This window comes from Pseudomonas arsenicoxydans, from assembly GCF_900103875.1.
Classification (GTDB): domain Bacteria; phylum Pseudomonadota; class Gammaproteobacteria; order Pseudomonadales; family Pseudomonadaceae; genus Aquipseudomonas; species Aquipseudomonas arsenicoxydans.
This window is the reverse complement of record NZ_LT629705.1, coordinates 4,868,040-4,890,400: the sequence shown is the minus strand read 5'-3', so window position 1 is coordinate 4,890,400 and position 22,361 is coordinate 4,868,040. Positions and strand designations below refer to the sequence as shown.

The window sequence follows — 22,361 nt, the reverse complement described above, 5'->3', positions numbered from 1 at the left end:
GAATCCTCGGCTTCATTCCACGGACGTGATGACGTCGAGTGCCCCGCTTTTGTCAACGTGAGCGTCGGCCGGGACGTATTGCTTCACCGAGATGTCGCTATTGTTTTTAGAATCCTGAGCTCCGACGCCGCAGCTGGCGAACATCGTCATCAGGCTGAAACCGACCACACGAATGAGAAGACGCATAGGAAACTCCTTATTTACCGAAGGTGATGTTGGTCGCGCAGAATCGTGGGAAGAGCGGCAGGCCGTCGCCTTTGTGCTCTCGTGGCTCATTGGACGACTCGGCACTTGGTGGCCGTTACTGCGTAATTTCTTTCCTATCAAGCCTGTAGGACACGTCTGATGAAGTTAGCAGCTAACACCGGGTTCGCCAGTCGAAGAGGGAGCTTCCTTGGTTTTTTGTGGAAGTTTTGGTTTTTTCTTGTGTGATAAAAAGTTAAAGAAAATCATGGGGTTGGGTGGTGGATGAGACAAAAGGCATGAAGATCAAGAGATCGCAGCCTCGTTTCACTCGACAGCTCCTACAGAAAGTACGCATTCCAATGTAGGAGCTGTCGAGTGAAGCGAGGCTGCGATCTTCTGATCTTATGAAAAAACTCAGGGCTTCTTCATTTGCGACCGCACCCACTCTTCCTGCTCGCGCAACTGCGGGGTGAACTCCGCGCCGAAATCATCGGCCTCGAAGATCTGGCGTATCTCGATTTCAGCTTCGGTGCCCGGCATCGGGTTGGGGCAGCGCTTGACCCATTCAATTGCTTCCTCCTTGGACTTCACTTTCCAGATCCAGTAGCCGGCAATCAGTTCCTTGGTTTCGGCGAACGGGCCGTCGATGACGGTGCGCTTGTCGCCCGAGAAGCGTACTCGGGCGCCTTTGCTGCTCGGTTGCAGGCCGTCGCAGTCAACGAGGATGCCGGCCTTGGCCAGTTCCTCGTTGTAGTTGCCCATCGCGCTCATCAGTTCTTCGCTGGGCATCACGCCGGCCTCGGAGTCCTGGCTGGCTTTAACAATGATCATGAATCGCATGGTCTTATCTCCGCTGGAGGGTGGGTGATTCACTGTGTAGTCGAATGACCGTTTGTTGAATCGACAACGCCGCTAAAGAAAGCAATCCGAATGTGCAGATTAGCTTTCGGCTCACCGCTCAGATAGCTGCCCACCTGGCTGGAAATCCCACGCGATAACTATGTACCGCACCAGACCACTGCTGCGCCGACATGCTGTGCCCTACAGACAAGGAGTGACTGTATGGCACCACAAATATTCAACGATGGATCCTCAGGAAGTGTCGTCATCAGGTCGGGACCGCCCGCCTCAAGCGGTGGTTCCGGTGGAGGGGCTGGCGGCGGAGGGGTTTCAGGCGGGTTTGGCAGAACCAACAAAAAACAGCAAAAGGCCCGAAAGCGCGCCATAGAAGCCGCTCGTCAGGCAAAGGAAAAAGAGCGTTTGCAGGCTGACGCCCAAGCTCAAGCAGCGGCGGCTCAGGCTCATGCCCAAGCAGCTCAAGCCCAAGCTCAAGCCGCCGCGGCGCAGGCTCAAGAGTTGTCTCGCCTCCAGGCTTTGCAGCAGTTTCTCGCTGGGCTGGCCCAGCGTCATGACGCCATCAGAGCCGAGGTAGACCGCAGCTTTGCGGCCAAGGCCGATCAACTCGCGCCATTCCTAGAGCATGAAATCGCGGGTGCTCGACGACCGCCTGAAACGGGTTCGAGCGAGCGTTGGCAGCTCTACACCATCACCAAGGGAAAAAACGAAATCGACGGGCTGATCGCCCGCAAAACCGCAGAGCTCAATGCAAAGAATGCGATTGCCAGATCCTTCGATGGGCACGATCCATTCACCCGTACTTCGAGCGATTACCTGACACGACTGGGGGCGTTCGGCCAAGCGCTCAATGACGGCCACCAGATTTGGGAAAACGCCTACAACGCGGCCCACGAAGCCCGGCTGCTATCCGCGCAGATAAACGCGCTCACGGCTAAATCCAATGCACTGGCCAGACACCATGCCGAGCAGACCGTTGTCTGGCGTGAAATAGAAGCAGCCTGGGAGCGTAACCGGCAGTATGCCGAGCAGCGTGAGGCGCGTGTTCGATTCAAGCAGCAGGCCGATGAAGACGCGCGCGTTGAGCGGATCAGGCAGGCCAACACACTGGATGTTCCGCTGTCGACAGCGGCCGCTGGCGGGATGTTCCTGACCCGCGAGGGTGTGCTCGTTGCTCAGGACGCGGCGGCGGTCATTGAGGCCGCGTCTAGAGCAGCAGGCAGGCTCCTTGGCGATTTTGTTCGCATCGCAGCCAGAACGGGACCGGTATTCGTTACCGCAATGGTCTACTCGCCGACGCTAGGCAATGGGGAGCTGACACCCGAGCAACGCAGGCGTTTGTTCCATTCGGTTGGCGTTCCGGCACAAGCACTGGGTCTTTCTGACAATAGCGTTCTGCAATCGATCGCTGATGCGGGTGGGTCGGTGGAAGTGGCCTATCGGCTCAGGCCCGAAACGGTGCCAGAAGGCACCGCGATCATTGCCGTCAGTACTGGAGGCGAGATTGGCGCACAGGTTCCGGTCGTCAATGCAGTACTCGAGCCACTGACAGGGACCTATAACGCCGAGATCCCCGGATACCCCGGCAGGCAATTGCAGTTCACCCCGCACGTTCCCTCTCCAGCGGCAACGGCGAGTCAAGGCGGGTTGGCGGTGATCACACCGCAGGTCCAGAACATCCCGGAGGGTGCCGACCTACGCATTCAGGATTGCATCGTGTGCGTGCCGGGTCTGCCGCCGACTTATTTCTCTTTCGGTTTGCCAGCGCTGGGGGCTGGCGTCGTCACCGGCACTGGTCAGCCCGCCGGCCTTGACTGGTGGAACGCCGCCAGCCAGGCGAGCGGCGCGGCCATTCCGGTACAGATCGGCGATCAGTTCCGAGGCCGGGAAATCAACTCGTTCGTGGCCTTCGATGAAGCGCTGTGGCGAACGGTTGGCGAGTACCCGGCGCTTGTCACCGAATTTGATGAGGTGAACAAAAAGCGCATCGAACAAGGCTTTGCACCCTATGCGCCCAAAAGTACCTGGGTGGGGGACAGGCGTGAGTTCGAACTGCGTTATCAAGAGTCCGCAGCGCTCGGTGAAAACCCCTTCAACCTCGACAAAATCAGTATCACCACGCCGCAAAGCGCCTTCGGACAACAAGGGATCCTGCCTGCCATCGAGGCCTGGCCAATTCGGCCTGTTGGCGTGGGTACCTGGACACCCCTCGTTCCGCCGGGTATCGATCACCTCGGTCCTACAACATTACCGCTCACTCCGCCGATTCCAGCAGTTTACCCCGGCACTCCGGTCATCCCGGTCCTACCGCAAAACGAGACGTTTCCGGCTGTTGACGAAGGGCAGATCGGTGCCAGTATTCCTGGGTATCCGGCGGATATGGAATTGCCTTCGCCGGATGTGCTGTTTCTTGATCGGCGGGATGATCCGGGTACGGCAACTGGATGGGGAGCTGATGCCTCGCAAGTTTGGCTCGGGGATGATGCGAGGGGAGCTGGCGCCCCCATTCCTTCGCACATCGCGGATCAATTGCGATGGAAGGAGTTCAGGAATTTTCATGGGTTCAGGCGGGCGTTTTGGAAGGCTGTTGCAGTGGATTTGGCCTTGAGCGATCAATTTAGTGTTCGCAATTTAAGAAGAATGCAAGCAGGCCTTTCTCCATACCCTCTGGGTGCTGATCAGGTCGGTGGTCGCAAAACGTTTGAGCTGCATCACCAAGTTGAAGTTGCAAACGGTGGGGAAGTTTACGGGATGGATAACATTGTAGTGATGACGCCTAAGCGGCACATTCAATTGCATATGGAGAAACGTGAAAATGATCTTTAAAAAGAAGTTGGAAGACTATACGGAAGCGGAGTTTTTGAACTTTCTAAAAGGGTTTACTGATTTTCCCGATGAACTGGAGGGAGAGGAGCTGGAGGCATATCTGGATAGTTTGTTGGTGCATTTCGTGGCGATCACCGAACATCCCGGCCGCTCAGACGTCATCTTCTACCCCAAGGAAGGTCAGGAAGACAGTCCCGAAGGCATCCTGAAAGAAGTCAAAGAATGGCGCGCACTCAATAACAAGCCCGGCTTCAAAGCGGAATGATGCACTTACCCCGCGCGTAGAAACTACCTGCTCATCGTCAATGAGCAGGTGCCTTTGTCCGGCAGCTGTCAAGTGTCACCTACACAAGGAAAACCAGGGATGGAACTTAAAGCAACACTCAAGGATTACACCGAGCCAGAATTCCAGGCGTTGGTAAACAGAATATGGGCTGTTGATCTACCCAAACAGGATCACGACCGACTGATCAACCACTTCGACCGGATTGTCGCCCACCCCAAAGGCGCAGACCTGTTGTTCTATCCTGCGGAGGACGATTACAACGGCCACAACACAGGCTCGGTTGTGTACTACGTCAAAGACTGGCACCACAAGCAAGGGCTGCCGGCATTCAAGGGCGAAGGCATTCCCGTGCCGACTTCCAATGCCAATTGGCCGTCCACACCGATGACGTTTGCGCAGGTGACGCAACTTCGAATCGCTCAAAGTCTGGCAGCGGTCCAAAAGGCCGCCGTAGACGTGATGACTTCGCAGCAAGATGTGGCAACGGCGTTCAGCCTTTTAGAACAACGTATCAATCATCTGCGCAATCGACAGAGCGCTGATGTAGACATCCGTGGGCGTGAGGCGGACATCCGTAGTCTCGAAACGGCCGAATTCGAATCGCGTCTGGCGATCAGGCGCTACGAATTCTGGGAAATGGGGCTCAAGTTCAAAAGGGAAGCTGCCCAGCGTGATTTGACTTACAGCCGCGCCGAGCAAGCACAGTGGCAAAGCATCGTCCAACTGATTACTACCACTGAGGCGCATTATTTGGCGACATTGAGCGTCACCAGCCAGCGTCTGCTTCGACTGCAAATCGAAGCTGAAACATTATTGATCAATGCACACACGCAACTGATACGCCAACGCTATCTGGAGGGGGTTGGACCGACCCAGACCCCGGGGTTGTTTGTGGCGTCTCTCGCCCATGTCAATTCGCGTCCCGGCGTGTGGATCGATGGAGAGCTGTCGCAGCCAATGGAAACTTACCGGGTGGCTCTACAAAAAGCGGTTCGTTCTACGGTGGCGGAGTTTACCTGGCAGATCCCCTCGGGAGCCCTGGCTCATCAGGGTCAGTACGCGGCGGTTCTGCGAATGGATTTTTCCAGTCGTGCCGAGGTTGGCAGGTATGGGGTGTGCGTTCCTCTGCACGAGTTTCAGCCCATCGAGGGGCATGATTGGCACCATCTGGCAGCTGCGGCGGCAGACGTGGACATTGCTTTCAGAATGTTCAGCGGCACGTACGACGTTCCCGCGGGGACGCTGTCTCGAGGCGTGAGAGCGATAAGCACACTGTTACAGGTGGCCATCACGCCAACGAATGGCGATACGTTGTCGTCCAGAGTGAGAGTGCGACCCGCAGTCTGGAAGGACTCGATGCAAGCGTACTGTTTTACCACCGATGGCCTCGCCCCGGTTACTGTCAGCTGGCGTGCACCTGCTGCGCTTGATACTACGTCGATCCAGGGTTCAGCCACTGAGTATCGCCTGGGATTCCTGCAATCTGCGCCTGTGCCGCTATTGGAATCATTTGTTGGCATGACCGAGATCAAGTTCGATGACTACATCGTTGTCTTCCCGGCAGGCTCCGGGCTCGACCCGCTCTATGTCATGTTTCGGGATCGGGATGAGTTTTCCGACATGGAAGCAATTAGCTGAGGCGATGCCCCTCCGCGAAGTGGGCGAGCATCATCTCATCGATAAAATGCTCGAGGGCCGACGGCTGCCTTTCGTCACGAACATCGGGTGGAAGCTGGGGAGGGCGGTACGCTGTACACCGACCGGGTCACTTAGGCGGCCCCGGTCCCACAGGATTTATGTTGTATACAAGTTTTGTATCGGGGATAGGTCGAAAGCCCTGTTTCGTGGTTAACTTCGGCCTCTTCAAAATTCTCTACAACAACGTTCAGAAGGACTCCGTTCATGGCTCAAGTCACTCTTAAAGGCAACCCGGTTCAAGTCAACGGCCAACTGCCACAAGCCGGTTCCAAGGCACCAGCCTTTTCCCTGGTTGCCGGCAATCTGTCTGACGTGACCCTGGCGAACTTCGCCGGCAAGCGCAAAATATTGAACATCTTCCCAAGCGTCGACACCCCGACCTGCGCGACTTCGGTTCGCAAGTTCAACGCCCAGGCCAACGATGTCGCCAACACCGTTGTGTTGTGCATCTCCGCCGACCTGCCGTTCGCTCAGGCACGCTTTTGCGGTGCTGAAGGTCTGGAAAACGTACAGAACCTGTCGACCCTGCGCGGTGCCGAGTTCATCGAGAACTACGGCGTGGCCATCGCTGACGGCCCGCTCAAAGGCCTGACTGCCCGTGCCGTTGTGGTTCTGGACGAGAACGACACCGTGCTGCACAGCGAACTGGTCAGCGAAATCGGCCAGGAGCCGAACTACGAAGCAGCCCTTGCCGTTCTGAAATAAGTAAAGCATTACAATTGTTAACGGCCTGGCCCTGTCCAGGCCGTTTTCATTTGTGCTTCAGTGTCTTAGATAAATCTCCTGTTACGTAAGCCAAAGGTAAATTGCCGGTAAAGGCGCTTTGCTTAATACCCGCCAGTGCTTATCGTTCAGCCTCCCGTAGAAAGAAGCTCACGCGCCCAATGGTTGATCACTCCATGCAATCCTCCGCTTCCCGTAATCCTCGTCGCTGGCTGCTCGGCCTGCTTGTCCTGTTGGTCATCGTTGGGCTGTGCTGGAAATTCTGGCCCGCCGGCAGCAGCCAGAAGGAAGGTGCAGCGCCGAAAGCCGTCGCCGGGCACACCGGCAAGGCGGGAGGCATGCGTCCGGGCTTTGGCGGGGCGACCGGACCGATCCCGGTGCGTGTGGCGCCGGCGGTCAAAGGTGATTTTCCGCTGTACTACAGGGCGTTGGGCACGGTCACCGCACTCAACACCATCAACGTGCGCAGTCGCGTTGGCGGCGAGCTGATGAGGATTGCCTTCGAAGAAGGGCAGATGGTCAAGGCTGGCGACCTGCTGGCTGAAATCGATCCGCGTCCTTACCAGAACGCCTTGCTCCAGGCCGAAGGCACGTTGCTGCAGAACCAGGCGCAGCTGAAAAACGCCCAGGTCGATGTCGAGCGTTATCGGGGCCTGTTCAAGGAAGACAGCATCGCCAAGCAAACCCTGGACACCGCCGAAGCGCTGGTCGGCCAGTACCAAGGCACGGTCAAGACCAATCAGGCGGCAGTCAACGACGCCAAACTCAATCTGGAATTCACCAAGATCCGCGCCCCGATTGCCGGGCGTGTGGGCCTGCGGCAGCTGGACGTCGGCAACCTGGTGGCCGCCAACGACACCACGGCGCTGGCGATCATCACCCAGACCCAACCGATCAGCGTCGCCTTCACCTTGCCGGAAAACAGCCTCGACGTCGTATTGGCGCGCTATCGCACCGGCGCCAAACTGATCGCCGAAGCCTGGGACCGTGGCGACACCCGGTTGCAGGCCACGGGCGTGTTGCAGAGCCTGGACAACCAGATCAACGTCACCACCGGCACCCTGAAATTCAAGGCGCGCTATGAGAACCGCGATCAGGTGTTATTCCCCAACCAGTTCGTCAACGTTCACTTGCTGGCCGACACCCTGAAAGACGTGGTGCTCGCACCGTCGGCCGCGATTCAGTTCGGCACCAACGGCACGTTCGTCTACGCAATGGACGGCGACAAGAAGGTCACGATCCGCCAGTTGAAAGTCGGTGCCAGTGACGGTCAGAACACCGTGGTCACCGAAGGCCTCGCGCCCGGGGATCGCGTGGTCCTGGAAGGCACCGACCGCCTGAAGGAAGGCAGCGAAGTCGAAGTGGTCAACGACACCAAGGACGTACCGACCACCCCGACCGGCCACTTGCAGGGCAAATCGGCGGCCAGCTCAACTGAGCCTGCTTCCACCACCGACAAGGCGAAAAAGGACGGCGCATGAACATCTCGCGGCTGTTCATCCTTCGCCCGGTCGCCACGATCCTGAGCATGCTGGCGATTATCCTGGCCGGTATGATCGCTTATCGGTTGCTGCCGGTGTCGGCATTGCCGCAGGTCGATTACCCGACCATTCGGGTGATGACGCTGTACCCCGGCGCCAGCCCGGACGTCATGACCAGTGCCGTGACCGCGCCGCTGGAGCGTCAATTCGGGCAGATGCCCGGCCTGACCCAGATGGCGTCGACCAGCTCCGGTGGCGCCTCGGTGCTGACCCTGCGTTTCAGCCTCGACATCAACATGGACGTCGCCGAGCAGCAGGTGCAGGCCGCGATCAACGCCGCCACCAATTTGCTGCCCAAGGATCTGCCGGCACCGCCGGTGTACAACAAGGTCAACCCGGCGGACACCCCGGTACTGACCCTCGCAATCACCTCCAAGACCATGCTGTTGCCCAAGCTCAATGACCTGGTCGACACCCGCATGGCGCAGAAGATCGCCCAGATCAGCGGTGTCGGCATGGTCAGCATTGCTGGCGGCCAGCGTCAGGCGGTGCGGATCAAGGTCAACCCCGAGGCCCTGGCGGCCAATGGCTTGAACCTGTCGGACGTGCGCACCTTGATCGGCGCGTCCAACGTCAACCAGCCCAAGGGCAACTTCGACGGCCCGACCCGGGTCTCGATGCTTGATGCAAACGATCAACTGACGTCGCCCAAGGACTACGCCAACCTGATTCTGGCCTACGCCAACGGCGCGCCGTTGCGGCTCAAGGATGTGGCGGAAATCGTCGACGGCGCCGAGAACGAACGTCTGGCGGCGTGGGCCAATGAAAACCAGGCCGTGCTGCTGAACATTCAGCGCCAGCCCGGCGCCAACGTCATCGAAGTGGTCGACCGGATCAAGGCCCTGTTGCCTAGCATCACCGACAACTTGCCGGCGGGCCTCGACGTCACGGTCCTCACTGACCGCACCCAGACCATTCGCGCCTCGGTCACCGACGTGCAACACGAGCTGCTGATCGCCATCGCGCTGGTGGTGATGGTCACGTTCCTGTTCCTGCGTCGAGCCAGCGCCACGATCATCCCGACGGTGGCCGTGCCTCTGTCGCTGATCGGTACGTTCGGCGTGATGTACCTGGCCGGGTTCTCGGTCAACAACCTGACCTTGATGGCCCTGACCATCGCCACCGGTTTTGTGGTGGACGATGCCATCGTGATGCTGGAGAACATCTCCCGGTTCATCGAAGAAGGCGACACGCCCCTTAATGCCGCGCTCAAGGGCGCCAAGCAGATCGGTTTTACCCTGATTTCCCTGACCCTGTCGCTGATCGCGGTGCTGATCCCGTTGCTGTTCATGGCCGACGTGGTGGGGCGGTTGTTCCGCGAGTTTGCGATCACCCTGGCGGTGGCGATCCTGATTTCCCTGGTTGTCTCCCTGACCCTGACGCCAATGATGTGCGCGCGATTGCTCAAGCGTGAGCCGAAGGAAGAAGAACAGGGGCGTTTCTACCGCGCCAGTGGCGCAGCAATTGACTGGATGATCGCAGGCTATGGGCGCAGGTTGCAGTGGGTGCTCAAGCACCAGCCGCTGACCTTGCTGGTGGCCATCGGCACACTGGCGCTGACCGTGTTCCTGTACATGGTCGTGCCCAAGGGTTTCTTCCCGGTGCAGGACACGGGCGTTATCCAGGGCATTTCCGAAGCACCGCAATCGATTTCCTTTGCGGCGATGAGCGAGCGCCAGCAGGAACTGGCCAAGGTGATCCTGGCCGATCCAGCGGTCGAAAGCCTGTCGTCCTACATCGGCGTCGACGGGGACAACTCGACGTTGAACAGCGGTCGCCTGCTGATCAACCTCAAATCCCACAGCAACCGCGATTTGGGCGCGACCCAGGTGATCGCTCGCCTGCAACCGGAATTGGACAAACTGGTCGGTATCCGGCTGTTCATGCAGCCGGTGCAGGACTTGACCATCGAAGACCGTGTCAGCCGCACGCAATACCAGTTCAGCATGTCATCGCCGGATTCGGAGTTGCTCAGCCTGTGGAGCGGGCGTCTGGTGCAGGCCCTTGCGCAACGGCCGGAACTGACGGACGTCGCCAGTGATTTGCAGGACAAGGGTTTGCAGGTTTACCTGGTGATCGACCGCGATGCGGCGTCACGGGTCGGGGTGTCGGTGTCGAACATCACCGACGCGCTGTATGACGCCTTCGGCCAGCGGCAGATTTCCACCATTTATACCCAGGCCAGCCAGTACCGCGTGGTGCTGCAATCGCAGTCCGGCGAGAAGATCGGCCCGGATGCGTTGAACCAGATTCACGTCAAGACCACCGACGGCGGGCAAGTGCGCCTGTCCAGCCTGGCGCACATCGAGGAGCGGCAGGCGCAGCTGGCGATCACTCACATCGGCCAGTTCCCGGCGGTGATGATGTCGTTCAACCTGGCGCCGGGCGTGGCGTTGGGGCATGCGGTCGAGATCATCGATCAGGTGCAGAAAGACATCGGCATGCAGATTGGCGTGCAGACGCAGTTCCAGGGCGCAGCCGAGGCGTTCCAGGCATCCTTGTCGAGCACCTTGCTGCTGATTCTGGCGGCGGTGGTGACGATGTACATCGTGCTTGGCGTGTTGTACGAGAGCTATATCCACCCGATCACCATCCTCTCGACCTTGCCCTCGGCAGCGGTCGGCGCCTTGCTGGCGCTGCTGTTGAGCGGCAATGACCTGGGGATGATCGCGATCATCGGCATCATTCTGCTGATCGGCATCGTGAAAAAGAACGCGATCATGATGATCGACTTCGCCCTCGACGCCGAGCGCAATCAGGGCATGGACCCGCAGACCGCGATCTATCAGGCGGCGTTGTTGCGCTTCCGGCCCATTCTGATGACCACGCTCGCCGCGTTGTTTGGCGCCGTGCCCTTGATGCTGGCCACCGGCTCCGGCGCGGAATTGCGCCAGCCTTTGGGTCTGGTGATGGTCGGCGGTTTGCTGGTGAGCCAGGTCCTGACGCTGTTCACAACGCCTGTCATTTATCTGTATTTCGATCGGTTGGGACGCCGCTTTGGCAAGACCGACTCGAAAGAGGTGGTGGTATGACGGCGAGCGACAAGCATCAAGCTGCGAGCTCCAAGCTAAAGCCATCGCAGGTCCCGCTTTTCACTTGCCGCTTGCCGCTTGCCGCTAGTGGTTGCCACTTATGAATCTTTCAGGACCGTTCATCAAGCGTCCCGTGGCAACCATGCTGCTCTCATTGGCAATCATGCTGCTGGGCGGTGTGTGCTTCGGCCTGTTGCCGGTGGCGCCATTGCCGCAGATGGATTTCCCGGTGATCGTGGTCCAGGCCAGCCTGCCTGGGGCGAGTCCCGAGGTCATGGCCTCGACCGTGGCCACGCCGCTGGAGCGCTCGTTCGGCGCGATTGCCGGCGTCAACACCATGAGCAGCCGCTCCAGCCAGGGCTCGACCCGGGTGATTTTGCAGTTTGACCTCGACCGCGACATCAACGGCGCGGCCCGAGAAGTGCAAGCGGCGATCAACGCCTCGCGCAACCTGCTGCCGAGCGGGATGCGCAGCATGCCGACCTACAAGAAGGTCAACCCGTCCCAGGCGCCGATCATGGTGCTGTCGCTGACCTCCGATGTGCTGGAAAAAGGCCAGCTCTACGACCTGGCCTCGACGATTCTGTCCCAGAGCCTGTCCCAGGTGCAGGGCGTGGGCGAAGTGCAGATCGGCGGCAGTTCGTTGCCGGCCGTGCGTATCGAACTCGAACCCCAGGCGCTCAATCAGTACGGTGTGGCCCTGGACGATGTGCGCAACACCATCGCCAACGCCAACGTGCGCAGGCCCAAAGGCTCGGTCGAGGACAGCCAGCGGCTGTGGCAGGTTCAGGCCAACGATCAGCTGGAAAAAGCCAAGGATTACGAATCGCTGATCATTCACTACGCCGACGGCGCGGCATTGCGCCTTAAGGACGTGGCCAAGGTCAGCGACGGCGTCGAGGACCGCTACAACAGCGGTTTCTTCAATAACGACGCGGCGGTATTGCTGGTGATCAACCGCCAGGCCGGCGCGAACATCATCGAGACGGTCAACGAGATCAAGGCCCAGCTCCCGGCGTTGCAAGCCGTGCTGCCGGCCAGCGTCAAACTGAACCTGGCGATGGACCGTTCGCCGGTGATCAAGGCGACGCTGCACGAAGCGGAAATGACCCTGCTGATCGCTGTGGCGCTGGTGATTCTGGTGGTGTTCCTGTTTCTCGGTAATTTCCGCGCTTCGCTGATTCCGACTCTGGCGGTGCCGGTGTCGCTGGTCGGCACCTTTGCGGTGATGTACCTCTACGGGTTCTCGCTGAACAACCTGTCGCTGATGGCGCTGATCCTGGCCACCGGGCTGGTGGTGGACGATGCCATCGTGGTGCTGGAAAACATCTCCCGGCATATCGATGAGGGCGTGCCGCCGATGAAGGCCGCGTACCTTGGAGCGCAGGAAGTCGGTTTTACCTTGCTGTCGATGAACGTCTCGCTGGTGGCGGTGTTCCTGTCGATCCTGTTCATGGGCGGGATCATCGAAAGCCTGTTTCGCGAGTTTTCCATCACGCTGGCGGCGTCCATCGTTGTGTCGCTGGTGGTTTCCCTGACGCTGACGCCGATGCTCTGTGCGCGTTGGTTGAAGCCGCACACGCCGGGCCAGGAGAACTGTTTGCAGCGCTGGAGCCAGCGTGCCAACGAGTGGATGGTCGGTAAATACGCGACCAGCCTCGACTGGGTGCTGCGTCATCGTCGACTGACCTTGCTCAGTTTGTTGTTGACGGTTGGCGTTAACATTGCGCTTTATGTTGTTGTTCCTAAAACCTTTATGCCTCAGCAGGATACCGGCCAACTGATCGGATTCGTGCGCGGCGATGACGGTTTGTCGTTCAGCGTCATGCAGCCGAAAATGGAAACCTTCCGCCGCGCCGTTCTCAAAGACGATGCGGTGGAAAGTGTCGCCGGCTTCATCGGCGGCACCAACGGCACCAACAACGCATTCATGCTGGTGCGTCTGAAACCGATCAAGGAGCGCAACATTTCCGCGCAGAAGGTGATTGAACGCCTGCGCAAGGAAATGCCCAAGGTGCCTGGCGCGCAACTGATGCTGATGGCCGATCAGGACCTGCAATTCGGCGGCGGTCGCGAGCAAACCACGTCGCAATATTCCTACATCCTGCAAAGCGCCGACCTCGGCGAGTTGCGCGAGTGGTATCCAAAAGTCGTGACAGCCTTGAAGGCGCTGCCGGAACTGACGGCGATTGACGCTCGCGAGGGGCGCGGCGCGCAACAGGTGACGCTGATTGTCGATCGCGATCAGGCCAAGCGCCTGGGCGTCGACATGAACATGGTCACCGCCGTGCTGAACAACGCCTACAGCCAGCGGCAGATTTCGACGATTTACGACAGCCTCAACCAGTATCAAGTGGTGATGGAGGTCAATCCGAAATACGCCCAAGACCCGATCACCCTCAAGCAGGTGCAGGTGATCACCGCTGACGGCGCGCGGATTCCGCTTTCAACCATCGCTCATTACGAAAACAGCCTGGAAGACGACCGCGTCAGCCACGAAGGCCAGTTCGCATCCGAGAGCATTGCCTTCGACATGGCTGAAGGCGTGACGGTGGAGCAGGGTACGGCGGCCATCGAGCGGGCGATTGCCCGGCTCGGCATGCCGGAAGACGTGATCGTGAAAATGGCTGGCACCGCCGACGCCTTCGCCGCCACCCAGAAGAGCCAGCCGTTCATGATTCTCGGCGCGCTGGTGGCGGTGTATCTGGTGTTGGGTGTGCTGTATGAAAGCTATATTCACCCGCTGACCATTCTGTCGACGTTGCCGTCGGCCGGGGTCGGCGCGTTGCTGTCGATCTATGCGCTGGGTGGCGAGTTCAGCCTGATTTCGCTGCTCGGGCTGTTCCTGCTGATCGGCGTGGTGAAGAAAAACGCCATTTTGATGATCGACCTGGCGCTGCAACTGGAACGGCACCAAGGCCTGACGCCGCTGGAATCGATCCGCAGCGCCTGCCTGCAACGTCTGCGACCGATTCTGATGACCACCCTGGCGGCGATCCTCGGCGCGTTGCCATTGCTGCTGAGCCGCGCCGAAGGTGCGGAAATGCGTCAGCCGCTGGGCCTGACCATCATTGGCGGGCTGATTTTCAGCCAGGTGTTGACCCTTTACACCACCCCGGTGGTTTACCTCTACCTCGACAAACTGCGCCATCGTTTCAACAAATGGCGTGGAGTGCGTACCGATGCTGCTCTGGAAACTCCGCTATGACTGACCGATCGCTTATCAATCTGGCCACCCCGTTGGCGGCGGCCCGGGGCTCGCGTTTGCTGAGCCTGACGCTGTGTGTGGCGATGCTCAGCGCTTGCGCTGTCGGCCCGGACTACCAGCGCCCGCCCGCCGCGACGCCGGTGCAATACAAGGAAGCGGCAGGCTGGCGTCAGGCCAAGCCCAGCGACTCCCTGGCCCGCGGCGCCTGGTGGGAGCTGTATGGCGATCAGCAGCTCAATGGCCTGATTGAAAAACTCAACAGTTCCAACCAGACCGTCGCCCAGTCCGAAGCCCAGTACCGTCAGGCCCAGGCGTTGGTGCGCAGTGCCCGGGGCGCGTTTTTTCCAACGGTGGACTTGACCGTCGGCAAAAACCGCTCCAGCCAGGGCACCGGCAGCAGCAATTCGAGCCTGACCAGTTCCTCCAGCGGCATTCGTGACACCTACACCGCGCAGGCCGGTGTCAGTTGGGAAGCCGACATCTGGGGCAAGTTGCGCCGGGGCCTCGAAGCTGACACGGCCAATGCCCAGGCCAGTTTTGCCGACCTGGCGGCGATGCGCCTGAGCCAGCAATCGGAGCTGGTGCAGAATTACCTGCAATTGCGGGTGATCGACGAGCAGAAGCGCCTGTTGGAAGCGACCGTCGAAGCCTATCAACGCTCGCTGAAAATGACCGAAAACCAGTACCGCGCCGGTGTCTCCGGCAAGGACGCGGTGGCCCAGGCGCAGACTCAGCTTAAAAGCACCCAGGCGGACATGGTCGACCTGATCTGGCAGCGTGCCCAGTTCGAGAACGCGATTGCCGTACTGATCGGGCTGCCGCCTGCGGAGTTCACCCTGGCCGAGACCAAGAACATCCCGGCGTTGCCCGAAGTGCCGTTGAGCCTGCCTTCGCAGTTGCTTGAACGCCGCCCGGACATCGCTGCCGCAGAGCGTTCGGTGATGGCGGCCAATGCCAACATCGGCGTGGCCAAGGCCGCGTACTACCCAGACCTGACGCTGAGCCTGAACGGTGGCTACAGCAGCAGCACCTATGCCAACTGGATCAGCTTGCCGAACCGCTTCTGGTCGGTCGGGCCGCAGTTGGCCATGACCCTGTTCGACGGCGGCCAGCGTTCCGCTGAAGTCGATCGCAGTGAAGCGGCCTACGACGAAACCGTGGCCAAGTACCGCCAGACCGTGCTCGATGGTTTCCGCGAGGTGGAAAACTATCTGGTACAGCTCAAGGTGCTGGAGGATGAAGCGGGCGTGCGTCAGGAAGCGCTGGATGCGGCGCGTGAATCACTGCGCCTGATCCAGAACCAGTACAAGGCCGGACTGATTGCGTATCTGGATGTGGTGGTGGTTCAGGCCACGGCGTTGAATAACGAACGCAGCGTGCTGACTTTGTTGCAGAGCCGCCTGATCGCCAGTGTGCAGTTGATCGCGGCGCTGGGCGGTGGCTGGGACGGGGCGCTGGAAGTGAGCAAAAACCCTTAACCGACAAACATGCCCCTGTAGGAGCTGTCGAGTGAAACGAGGCTGCGATCTTTTGACTTTGATTTTAAAAAAAACAAGATCAAAAGATCGCAGCCTCGTTTCACTCGACAGCTCCTACAATTCGACGGGCCTGCAGTGCTACCGGGCTGCGTGTTGTTTCAGAACCTTTGCGCTCAATCAAACAAGCGTTTCATCGGGTTGATGGCCATTTGACCATTATTGTCAGTGCGTTCTTTTGCGCAATCAGTACAATCGCCGGATTTGCCCCGCCGAGAACGGAAGCAGTACGGCAGAGCGATTACGAGAAGCCACATGCTCATCGGTAGCTATTCACCCACGCTGGTCGTCATTTCACTCTGTGTCGCGATTCTCGCCTCCTATACGGCGCTCGACCTGACGGAGCGCATTGCCACGGCCAAAGGCCGGGCCGTGTTCCTATGGACGGCGGGCGGCGCCTTGGCCATGGGCGTTGGCGTTTGGTCGATGCACTTTATCGGCATGCTCGCGTTCACATTACCCATCGATCTGGGGTACGACTTCACCCTGACGGCCCTGTCGCTGTTGACCGCAATCCTGTCCTGCGGCTTTGCCCTGTGGCTGGTCAGCCAGCCACTCTTGCCCGCCTGGCAACTGGGGTTCGGCGCGTTGATCATGGGCGCAGGGATCAGTGCCATGCATTACACCGGCATGGCCGCCATGCGCATGCAACCGGGTATCGATTACGACCCGACGCTGTTCAGTGCGTCGCTGCTGATCGCTGTCGGCGCATCTGGCGCGGCGTTGTGGATCGCCTTTCGCCTGCGTCAGCACACACCGTACGTAGGTCTGTTTCGCGCCGGCGCCGCGGTCATCATGGGCCTCGCCATCGTCGGCATGCATTACACCGCCATGGCGGCGGCGCGTTTCCCGGATGGCAGCTTCTGCGGTGCCGCGATCACGGGCCTGAACGGCAAAGGCCTCGACAACCTGGTGCTGATCACCACGCTGGCGGTGTTGAGCATCGCTTTGTTGACGTCGGTGCTCGATGCGCGTCTTGAAGCGCGCACCGCCGACCTCGCGCGCTCCCTGACAGAAGCCAATCGCGAGCTCACCCAATTGGCCCTGCACGACACCCTGACCGGTTTGCCCAATCGCATGTTGCTCGCCGACCGCATCGAGCAAGCCATGTCCAAGGTGCACGAGCAGGGCGGCTGTTTTGCGCTGATGTTCATCGACCTGGATGGTTTCAAACCGGTCAACGATGCCTTCGGCCATCACATGGGCGATCAGTTGCTGCGTGAGGTGGGCAAGCGCCTGCGTCAGGATTTGCGCAGCCAGGACACGCTGGCGCGCATCGGCGGCGATGAGTTTGTGCTGCTGGTGCGCCTCATTGAGCCCAACGACGCGTTGGATCTGGCAGCTCGGCAGGTTGCGTTGATCGGCAGTTCGTTTCGGGTCGCCGAACATGATCTGCAGATTTCCGCCAGTGTCGGCATTGCGCTGTTTCCGGGCAATGGCCAGACAGCCAAGGAATTGCTGATGAACGCCGACGCGGCGATGTACCACGCCAAGGGCGCCGGGAAAAACGGCTACAGCTTTTTCGATGCCTCGATGAACAGCAACGCGCGCATCCAGCTGCAATTGCTGCAGGATTTGCGCAACGCCCTCGAGCAGCAACAGTTCAGCCTCTATTACCAACCCAAGTTCGACGCCGGCAATCGTCGCCCGGTCGGCGCCGAGGCGCTGCTGCGCTGGGAGCACCCGACCCAGGGCATGCTGCTGCCGGACAGGTTCATCGACCTTGCGGAAAAGACCGGGCTGATCATTCCCATCGGTGAATGGGTGCTGAACGAAGCCTGCCGTCAGATGCGCGAGTGGTACGTGCAGGGCTACACCGACTGGCGCATCGCGGTGAATCTCTCGGCGTTGCAGTTCTGCCACAAGGGCCTGGTCAATAGCGTTTCCAAAGCCCTGGCCACCCATCAGCTGCCGGCGAACAGCCTGACCCTGGAAATCACTGAAACCACCGCCATGAGCGATGCCGACGCGAGCATGACGGTGCTTCAGGAACTCTCGGAAATGGGCGTCGACCTGTCGATCGATGACTTTGGCACCGGCTATTCGAGTTTGATGTACCTCAAGCGCCTGCCGGCCAACGAGCTGAAGATAGACCGTGGTTTTGTCCGCGATCTGGAACACGACAGCGACGATGCGGCCATTGTCTCGGCCATCGTCGCCCTCGGTCAGGCGTTGGGCCTGCGCATTGTTGCCGAAGGCGTGGAGACTGGTGTCCAGCAGGATTTCCTGACCCAGCTGGGGTGTGACTCGTTGCAGGGTTACCTGTTGGGGCACCCGCTGCCCGCAGATCGCTTCATGGCCGACATTCATCGCGGGGAACAACTGGCGGTAGGTTGAATCGCCATGGGATTGATGTGAGCCCATGCAAAAGCCGGCAATGGCGGTTATTCTTGGCCCCGACTGCTTAGGTTTGTTAGGGGACGCTCGCATGGACAAAGTCATTCTCATCACTGGCGGCAGCCGAGGCATCGGCGCCGCAACCGCGCTGTTGGCCGCCGCGCAGGGCTATCGGATCTGTATCAACTATCAGGCCGACGAAGCGGCTGCGCAACGTGTGCTGGAGCAAGTCCGCGCGCTGGGCGCCCAAGCCATTGCGGTCCGCGCCGACGTCAGCATCGAAGATGAAGTGATCGGCTTGTTCCACCGGGTGGACACCGAACTGGGCCGGGTCACGGCGCTGGTGAACAATGCCGGCACGGTGGGGCAAAAGTCCCGTGTCGACGAAATGTCCGAATTCCGCATTCTCAGAACCCTTAAGACCAACGTCCTGGCACCAATTCTCTGCGCCAAGCACGCGGTCCTGCGCATGTCGCCCAAGCATGGCGGGCAGGGCGGCAGCATCGTCAACGTGTCTTCGGTGGCCTCGCGCTTGGGCTCGCCCAACGAATACGTGGATTACGCGGCATCTAAAGGCGCGCTGGACAGCTTCACCATTGGCCTGTCCAAAGAGGTGGCGGGCGAGGGCATTCGCGTCAACGCGGTGCGACCGGGGTATATCTACACAGACTTCCATGCGCTAAGCGGTGATCCGGACCGGGTGAGCAAACTCGAATCAGGCATTCCGATGGCCCGGGGCGGACGGCCGGATGAAGTGGCGGAGGCGATTATCTGGTTGTTGTCGGACAAGGCGTCGTATGCGACCGGGACTTTTGTTGATCTTGGGGGCGGCCGTTAATTTCTGAGATTTGCGGTGCCGGCACTGGCCTCTTCGCGGGCAAGCCCGCTCCCACAGTGGAACGGGGTGAACAGAACATTACTGAGCACCAACAAACCCTGTGGGAGCGGGCTTGCCCGCGAAGGGGCCGGACCAGCCGGCATCCAATTGTCAGAACGACCGCACAATCCGCCCCAACGTCTCCATCGCCTTCTCCGATTCCTCGGTCCACGGGCTCCCGTAATTCAGTCGGATACAGTTCCTGAAGCGCTGGGTCGGTGAAAAGATCGGCCCTGGCGCGATGCTGATGCCCTGCGCCAGCGCCATCTGAAACAACTTCAACGAATCCATCTGCGGCGGCAGTTCCAGCCACAAGAAGTAGCCGCCGGCGGGTTGGCTGACGCGTGTCTGCGCCGGGAAGTAGCGGGCAATGGCGGCGAGCATGGCGCTTTGCTGTTCTTCCAGGGCATAACGCAGCTTGCGCAGGTGCCGGTCGTAGCCGCCGTGTTGCAGGTAGTCGGCGATGGCGGCCTGGGCCGGCATCGAAGCGCACAGCGACGTCATGAGTTTGAGCCGTTCGATTTTCTGCGCATAACGTCCGGCGGCGACCCAGCCGATGCGGTAGCCGGGGGCCAGGCTCTTGGCGAACGAACCGCAGTGCATCACCAGCCCTTCGGTATCAAACGCCTTGGCCGGTTTCGGCGCTTGCTGGCCGTAATAGAGTTCGGCGTAGACATCGTCCTCGATCAGCGGCACCTGGTGGCGGCGCAACAATTCAACCAGTTCCTGCTTCTTGGCCTCGGGCATGGTCGCGCCCATGGGATTCTGGAAACTGGTCATGCACCAGCACGCTTTGATCGGATGGCGTTCGAGGGTTTGCGCGAGCACGCCAAGGTCAATGCCGTCCCGTGGATGCACCGGAATTCCGACGGCTTTGAGCTTCAACCGTTCGAGTATTTGCAGGCAGGCATAGAACGCCGGTGCTTCGATGGCCACCAGGTCGCCGGGTTCGGTGACGGCTTGCAGGCACAGGTTCAGGGCTTCCAGCGCGCCGTTGGTGATCAGCAGTTCTTCCATGGGCAGCATCAGCCCGCCGACCATGTAGCGCAGGGCGATTTGTCGGCGCAGCTGTGGGTTGCCCGGCGACATGTCGGTGACGACCATGCGCGGGTCCATGTCCCGGGCGGCGCTGGCCAGGGAGCGCGACAGCCGTTGCAGCGGGAACAGGGTCGGGCTGGGAAAAGCCGAGCCGAAGGGCACCGTGGTCGGGTCCTTGATCGAGTCGAGCACCGAGAACACCAGCTCGCTGACGTCGACTTCGGTGGATTCGTTGACCTGGCTGCTGATCACCGGCTCCGAAAACGGGCTCGGCGCATGGGCGTTGACGAAGTAGCCCGAGCGCGGACGCGCGCGAATCAGGCCCCGGCGTTCGAGCAGGTAGTAGGCCTGGAACACCGTGGACGGGCTGACCCCGTAGGTCTGGCTGGCGTAGCGCACCGACGGCACGCGCTGGCCGGGGCCAAGGACGCCGGAGCGGATCAGTTCAGCGATGTCGTCAGCGAATTTTTCGTAGCGTTTCATCAAGTGCCCGATGGGTGTCATTCAGAGAAATCGAGGTGACTTCATCGCGAGCAAGCTTGTTCCCACAATTGACCGCATACCCCTGTGGGAGCGAGCCTGCTCGCGATTGGCAGCACCGCAGTCTAACGGTTCAACGGTTCATCGGTGCCACAAACCGGCTCTTCGCCACGCTATAAATCTGCGGCTCATCGCTGTCGACAACCTTGAAGCTGATCGTCTGCGAACTGCTGCTCGGACGTTCTGCGAGCAGGGCCACCGACACCGGCACATCGACAATCTCACCCGGCGCCAGGCTCAGTTCGGTCTTGCCTTGCAGCTGGAAGCCGTCGCCCTCCACCAGACTCAATTGATAGTCCTGGCGCGTCTGAGTCTTGTTGATGACCTTCAGGCTGTAGATGTTTTCGATCTGTCCCTGACTGTTCTCACGGAACAAGCCGCGATCCTTGCTGACATCCAGCGACACCATCGGCCGTTCGACCAGGGCGAGGACCAGGGCGCTGATCATCACCAGCAGCACGGCGGTGTAACCAATCAACCGTGGCCGTAACAGGCGGGTCTTGCCACCTTGCAACTCACGCTCCGAGGTATAGCTGATCAGGCCGGGGGCGTAGCCCATTTTGTCCATGATCGAATCACAGGCGTCGATGCACGCCGCGCAGCCGATGCATTCCATCTGCAAGCCGTCGCGGATGTCGATCCCGGTCGGGCAGACCTGCACGCACAACTGGCAGTCGATGCAATCTCCGAGGCCGACGTCGGCCGGTTTCACCTCACGTTTGCGAGGGCCACGGTTTTCGCCACGGGCCACGTCATAGGAAATGGTCAGGGTGTCCTTGTCGAACATCACACTCTGGAATCGCGCATACGGGCACATGTGCATGCACACCGCTTCACGCAGCCAGCCGGCATTGATGTACGTCGCCCCGGTAAAAAACAGCACCCAGAACAGGCTGACGCCGCCCATCTGCAAGGTCAGCAGTTCTTCGGCCAGGGGCCGGATCGGCGTGAAGTAGCCGACAAAGGTCAGGCCCGTCAGCAGGCTGATCGCCAGCCACAAGGTGTGTTTGGCCGAGCGGCGCAGCAGTTTGTTCAGGCCCCACGGCGCGGCCTGCAGTTTGATGCGCTGGTTGCGTTCGCCTTCGGTGATCTTCTCGCACCACATGAAAATCCACGTCCACGAGCTCTGCGGGCAGGTGTAGCCGCACCACACCCGGCCGGCGAACACGGTGATCGCGAACAGGCCGAACGCGGCAATGATCAGCAACGCCGAGAGCAGGATGAAGTCCTGCGGCCAGAAGGTCGCGCCGAAGATGTGGAATTTGCTTTCGGAAAGGTCCCAGAGCACCGCCTGACGATCGCCCCAGTTCAGCCACACGGTGCCGAAGAACAGCAAGAACAAGCAGCCGGCACCGCTCAGGCGCAGGGTACGGAACAGGCCGGTGAAGCTGCGGGTGTGAATCAGATTGTCGCTGGACTTGGCCTTCATCTTTGGACGCGAAGGCTCATAGGTCTTGACTGGCGGGATGCTTTCTACGGTTCGGACGGGGATTCTATCGCTCATGGTCTTTCGCTCATCAGCCTCCATCAGGCATGAGCACTATGACCAGCGATCTGTTTGCATAACAGACTCAGGTATTGCAATAAAAAGCGGATCAGATGGGGCTGATGCGCTGCCTGCGACAACTTGACGCACCCGGTTCAGCAGGACGCAGGCGCCTGTATCAGTCGCCTGCGAG

14 protein-coding genes and 1 pseudogene are annotated in these 22,361 nt (G+C 60.0%); 11 read left to right on the top strand and 4 right to left on the bottom strand.

Features of this window, described 5'->3' with window-relative positions:
• Window positions 1-12: 12 nt before the first annotated feature.
• Window positions 13-186: a hypothetical protein gene (locus tag BLQ41_RS30560; protein ID WP_157695038.1), complete on the bottom strand. Its 174-nt coding sequence runs from the start codon at window positions 184-186 to the stop codon at window positions 13-15.
• A 414-nt stretch (window positions 187-600) separates the two neighbouring features.
• Window positions 601-1,026, bottom strand: a complete 426-nt coding sequence (locus tag BLQ41_RS22730) for a YciI family protein (protein WP_090184648.1) — start codon at window positions 1,024-1,026, stop codon at window positions 601-603.
• Between the two features lie 222 nt (window positions 1,027-1,248).
• Between BLQ41_RS22730 and BLQ41_RS22725 the strand changes: the two genes are divergently transcribed.
• From BLQ41_RS22725 to BLQ41_RS22675, 11 genes and pseudogenes are all read left to right on the top strand, one after another.
• A complete protein-coding gene (locus tag BLQ41_RS22725) occupies window positions 1,249-3,867 on the top strand; it encodes an S-type pyocin domain-containing protein (RefSeq protein WP_090184645.1) in 2,619 nt (872 codons plus the stop codon).
• Entirely contained in the window at window positions 3,857-4,132 is a 276-nt protein-coding gene (locus BLQ41_RS22720) for a bacteriocin immunity protein (protein ID WP_090184642.1), read from the top strand. Before BLQ41_RS22725 ends, BLQ41_RS22720 begins: the two co-directional genes overlap by 11 nt.
• Before the next feature lie 99 nt (window positions 4,133-4,231).
• A complete protein-coding gene (locus BLQ41_RS22715; protein WP_090184639.1) occupies window positions 4,232-5,791 on the top strand; it encodes a bacteriocin immunity protein in 1,560 nt (519 codons plus the stop codon).
• Between the two features lie 10 nt (window positions 5,792-5,801).
• Window positions 5,802-5,923: pseudogene (locus BLQ41_RS31045) on the top strand (polyketide cyclase); the annotation flags it as partial.
• 132 nt (window positions 5,924-6,055) lie between these two features.
• Entirely contained in the window at window positions 6,056-6,556 is a 501-nt protein-coding gene (tpx, locus tag BLQ41_RS22705; protein WP_090184636.1) for a thiol peroxidase, read from the top strand.
• Between the two features lie 179 nt (window positions 6,557-6,735).
• The gene (locus BLQ41_RS22700) at window positions 6,736-8,055 is read left to right on the top strand and encodes an MdtA/MuxA family multidrug efflux RND transporter periplasmic adaptor subunit (protein ID WP_090184633.1); all 1,320 of its coding nucleotides are present in this window, start codon (window positions 6,736-6,738) and stop codon (window positions 8,053-8,055) included.
• Window positions 8,052-11,147, top strand: coding sequence for an MdtB/MuxB family multidrug efflux RND transporter permease subunit (locus BLQ41_RS22695; protein WP_090184631.1), 3,096 nt, complete (start codon window positions 8,052-8,054; stop codon window positions 11,145-11,147). The genes BLQ41_RS22700 and BLQ41_RS22695 overlap by 4 nt, the downstream gene beginning before the upstream one ends.
• Before the next feature lie 100 nt (window positions 11,148-11,247).
• The gene (locus tag BLQ41_RS22690) at window positions 11,248-14,355 is read left to right on the top strand and encodes an efflux RND transporter permease subunit (protein WP_090184628.1); all 3,108 of its coding nucleotides are present in this window, start codon (window positions 11,248-11,250) and stop codon (window positions 14,353-14,355) included.
• A complete protein-coding gene (locus tag BLQ41_RS22685; protein WP_090184625.1) occupies window positions 14,352-15,833 on the top strand; it encodes an efflux transporter outer membrane subunit in 1,482 nt (493 codons plus the stop codon). The genes BLQ41_RS22690 and BLQ41_RS22685 overlap by 4 nt, the downstream gene beginning before the upstream one ends.
• A 312-nt stretch (window positions 15,834-16,145) precedes the next feature.
• Window positions 16,146-18,227 (top strand): putative bifunctional diguanylate cyclase/phosphodiesterase, encoded by a 2,082-nt coding sequence (locus BLQ41_RS22680; RefSeq protein ID WP_090184621.1) that lies wholly within the window; start codon window positions 16,146-16,148, stop codon window positions 18,225-18,227.
• Between the two features lie 91 nt (window positions 18,228-18,318).
• The gene (locus BLQ41_RS22675) at window positions 18,319-19,065 is read left to right on the top strand and encodes an SDR family oxidoreductase (protein ID WP_090184618.1); all 747 of its coding nucleotides are present in this window, start codon (window positions 18,319-18,321) and stop codon (window positions 19,063-19,065) included.
• A 150-nt stretch (window positions 19,066-19,215) separates the two neighbouring features.
• Here BLQ41_RS22675 and mapR read toward each other — a convergent pair whose 3' ends face one another.
• Complete coding sequence (mapR, locus tag BLQ41_RS22670) at window positions 19,216-20,625, bottom strand: GntR family transcriptional regulator MpaR (protein WP_090188774.1); 1,410 nt, start codon at window positions 20,623-20,625, stop codon at window positions 19,216-19,218.
• A 130-nt stretch (window positions 20,626-20,755) separates the two neighbouring features.
• A complete protein-coding gene (gene ccoG / locus BLQ41_RS22665) occupies window positions 20,756-22,186 on the bottom strand; it encodes a cytochrome c oxidase accessory protein CcoG (RefSeq protein ID WP_090184615.1) in 1,431 nt (476 codons plus the stop codon).
• Window positions 22,187-22,361 lie beyond the last annotated feature (175 nt).

Coding starts and splice junctions, on each gene's coding strand:
- BLQ41_RS30560 (WP_157695038.1), bottom strand. CDS start 186: ATGCGTCTTCTCATTCGTGTGGTCGGTTTCAGCCTGATGACGATGTTC.
- BLQ41_RS22730 (WP_090184648.1), bottom strand. CDS start 1,026: ATGCGATTCATGATCATTGTTAAAGCCAGCCAGGACTCCGAGGCCGGC.
- BLQ41_RS22725 (WP_090184645.1), top strand. CDS start 1,249: ATGGCACCACAAATATTCAACGATGGATCCTCAGGAAGTGTCGTCATC.
- BLQ41_RS22720 (WP_090184642.1), top strand. CDS start 3,857: ATGATCTTTAAAAAGAAGTTGGAAGACTATACGGAAGCGGAGTTTTTG.
- BLQ41_RS22715 (WP_090184639.1), top strand. CDS start 4,232: ATGGAACTTAAAGCAACACTCAAGGATTACACCGAGCCAGAATTCCAG.
- tpx (WP_090184636.1), top strand. CDS start 6,056: ATGGCTCAAGTCACTCTTAAAGGCAACCCGGTTCAAGTCAACGGCCAA.
- BLQ41_RS22700 (WP_090184633.1), top strand. CDS start 6,736: ATGGTTGATCACTCCATGCAATCCTCCGCTTCCCGTAATCCTCGTCGC.
- BLQ41_RS22695 (WP_090184631.1), top strand. CDS start 8,052: ATGAACATCTCGCGGCTGTTCATCCTTCGCCCGGTCGCCACGATCCTG.
- BLQ41_RS22690 (WP_090184628.1), top strand. CDS start 11,248: ATGAATCTTTCAGGACCGTTCATCAAGCGTCCCGTGGCAACCATGCTG.
- BLQ41_RS22685 (WP_090184625.1), top strand. CDS start 14,352: ATGACTGACCGATCGCTTATCAATCTGGCCACCCCGTTGGCGGCGGCC.
- BLQ41_RS22680 (WP_090184621.1), top strand. CDS start 16,146: ATGCTCATCGGTAGCTATTCACCCACGCTGGTCGTCATTTCACTCTGT.
- BLQ41_RS22675 (WP_090184618.1), top strand. CDS start 18,319: ATGGACAAAGTCATTCTCATCACTGGCGGCAGCCGAGGCATCGGCGCC.
- mapR (WP_090188774.1), bottom strand. CDS start 20,625: ATGAAACGCTACGAAAAATTCGCTGACGACATCGCTGAACTGATCCGC.
- ccoG (WP_090184615.1), bottom strand. CDS start 22,186: ATGAGCGATAGAATCCCCGTCCGAACCGTAGAAAGCATCCCGCCAGTC.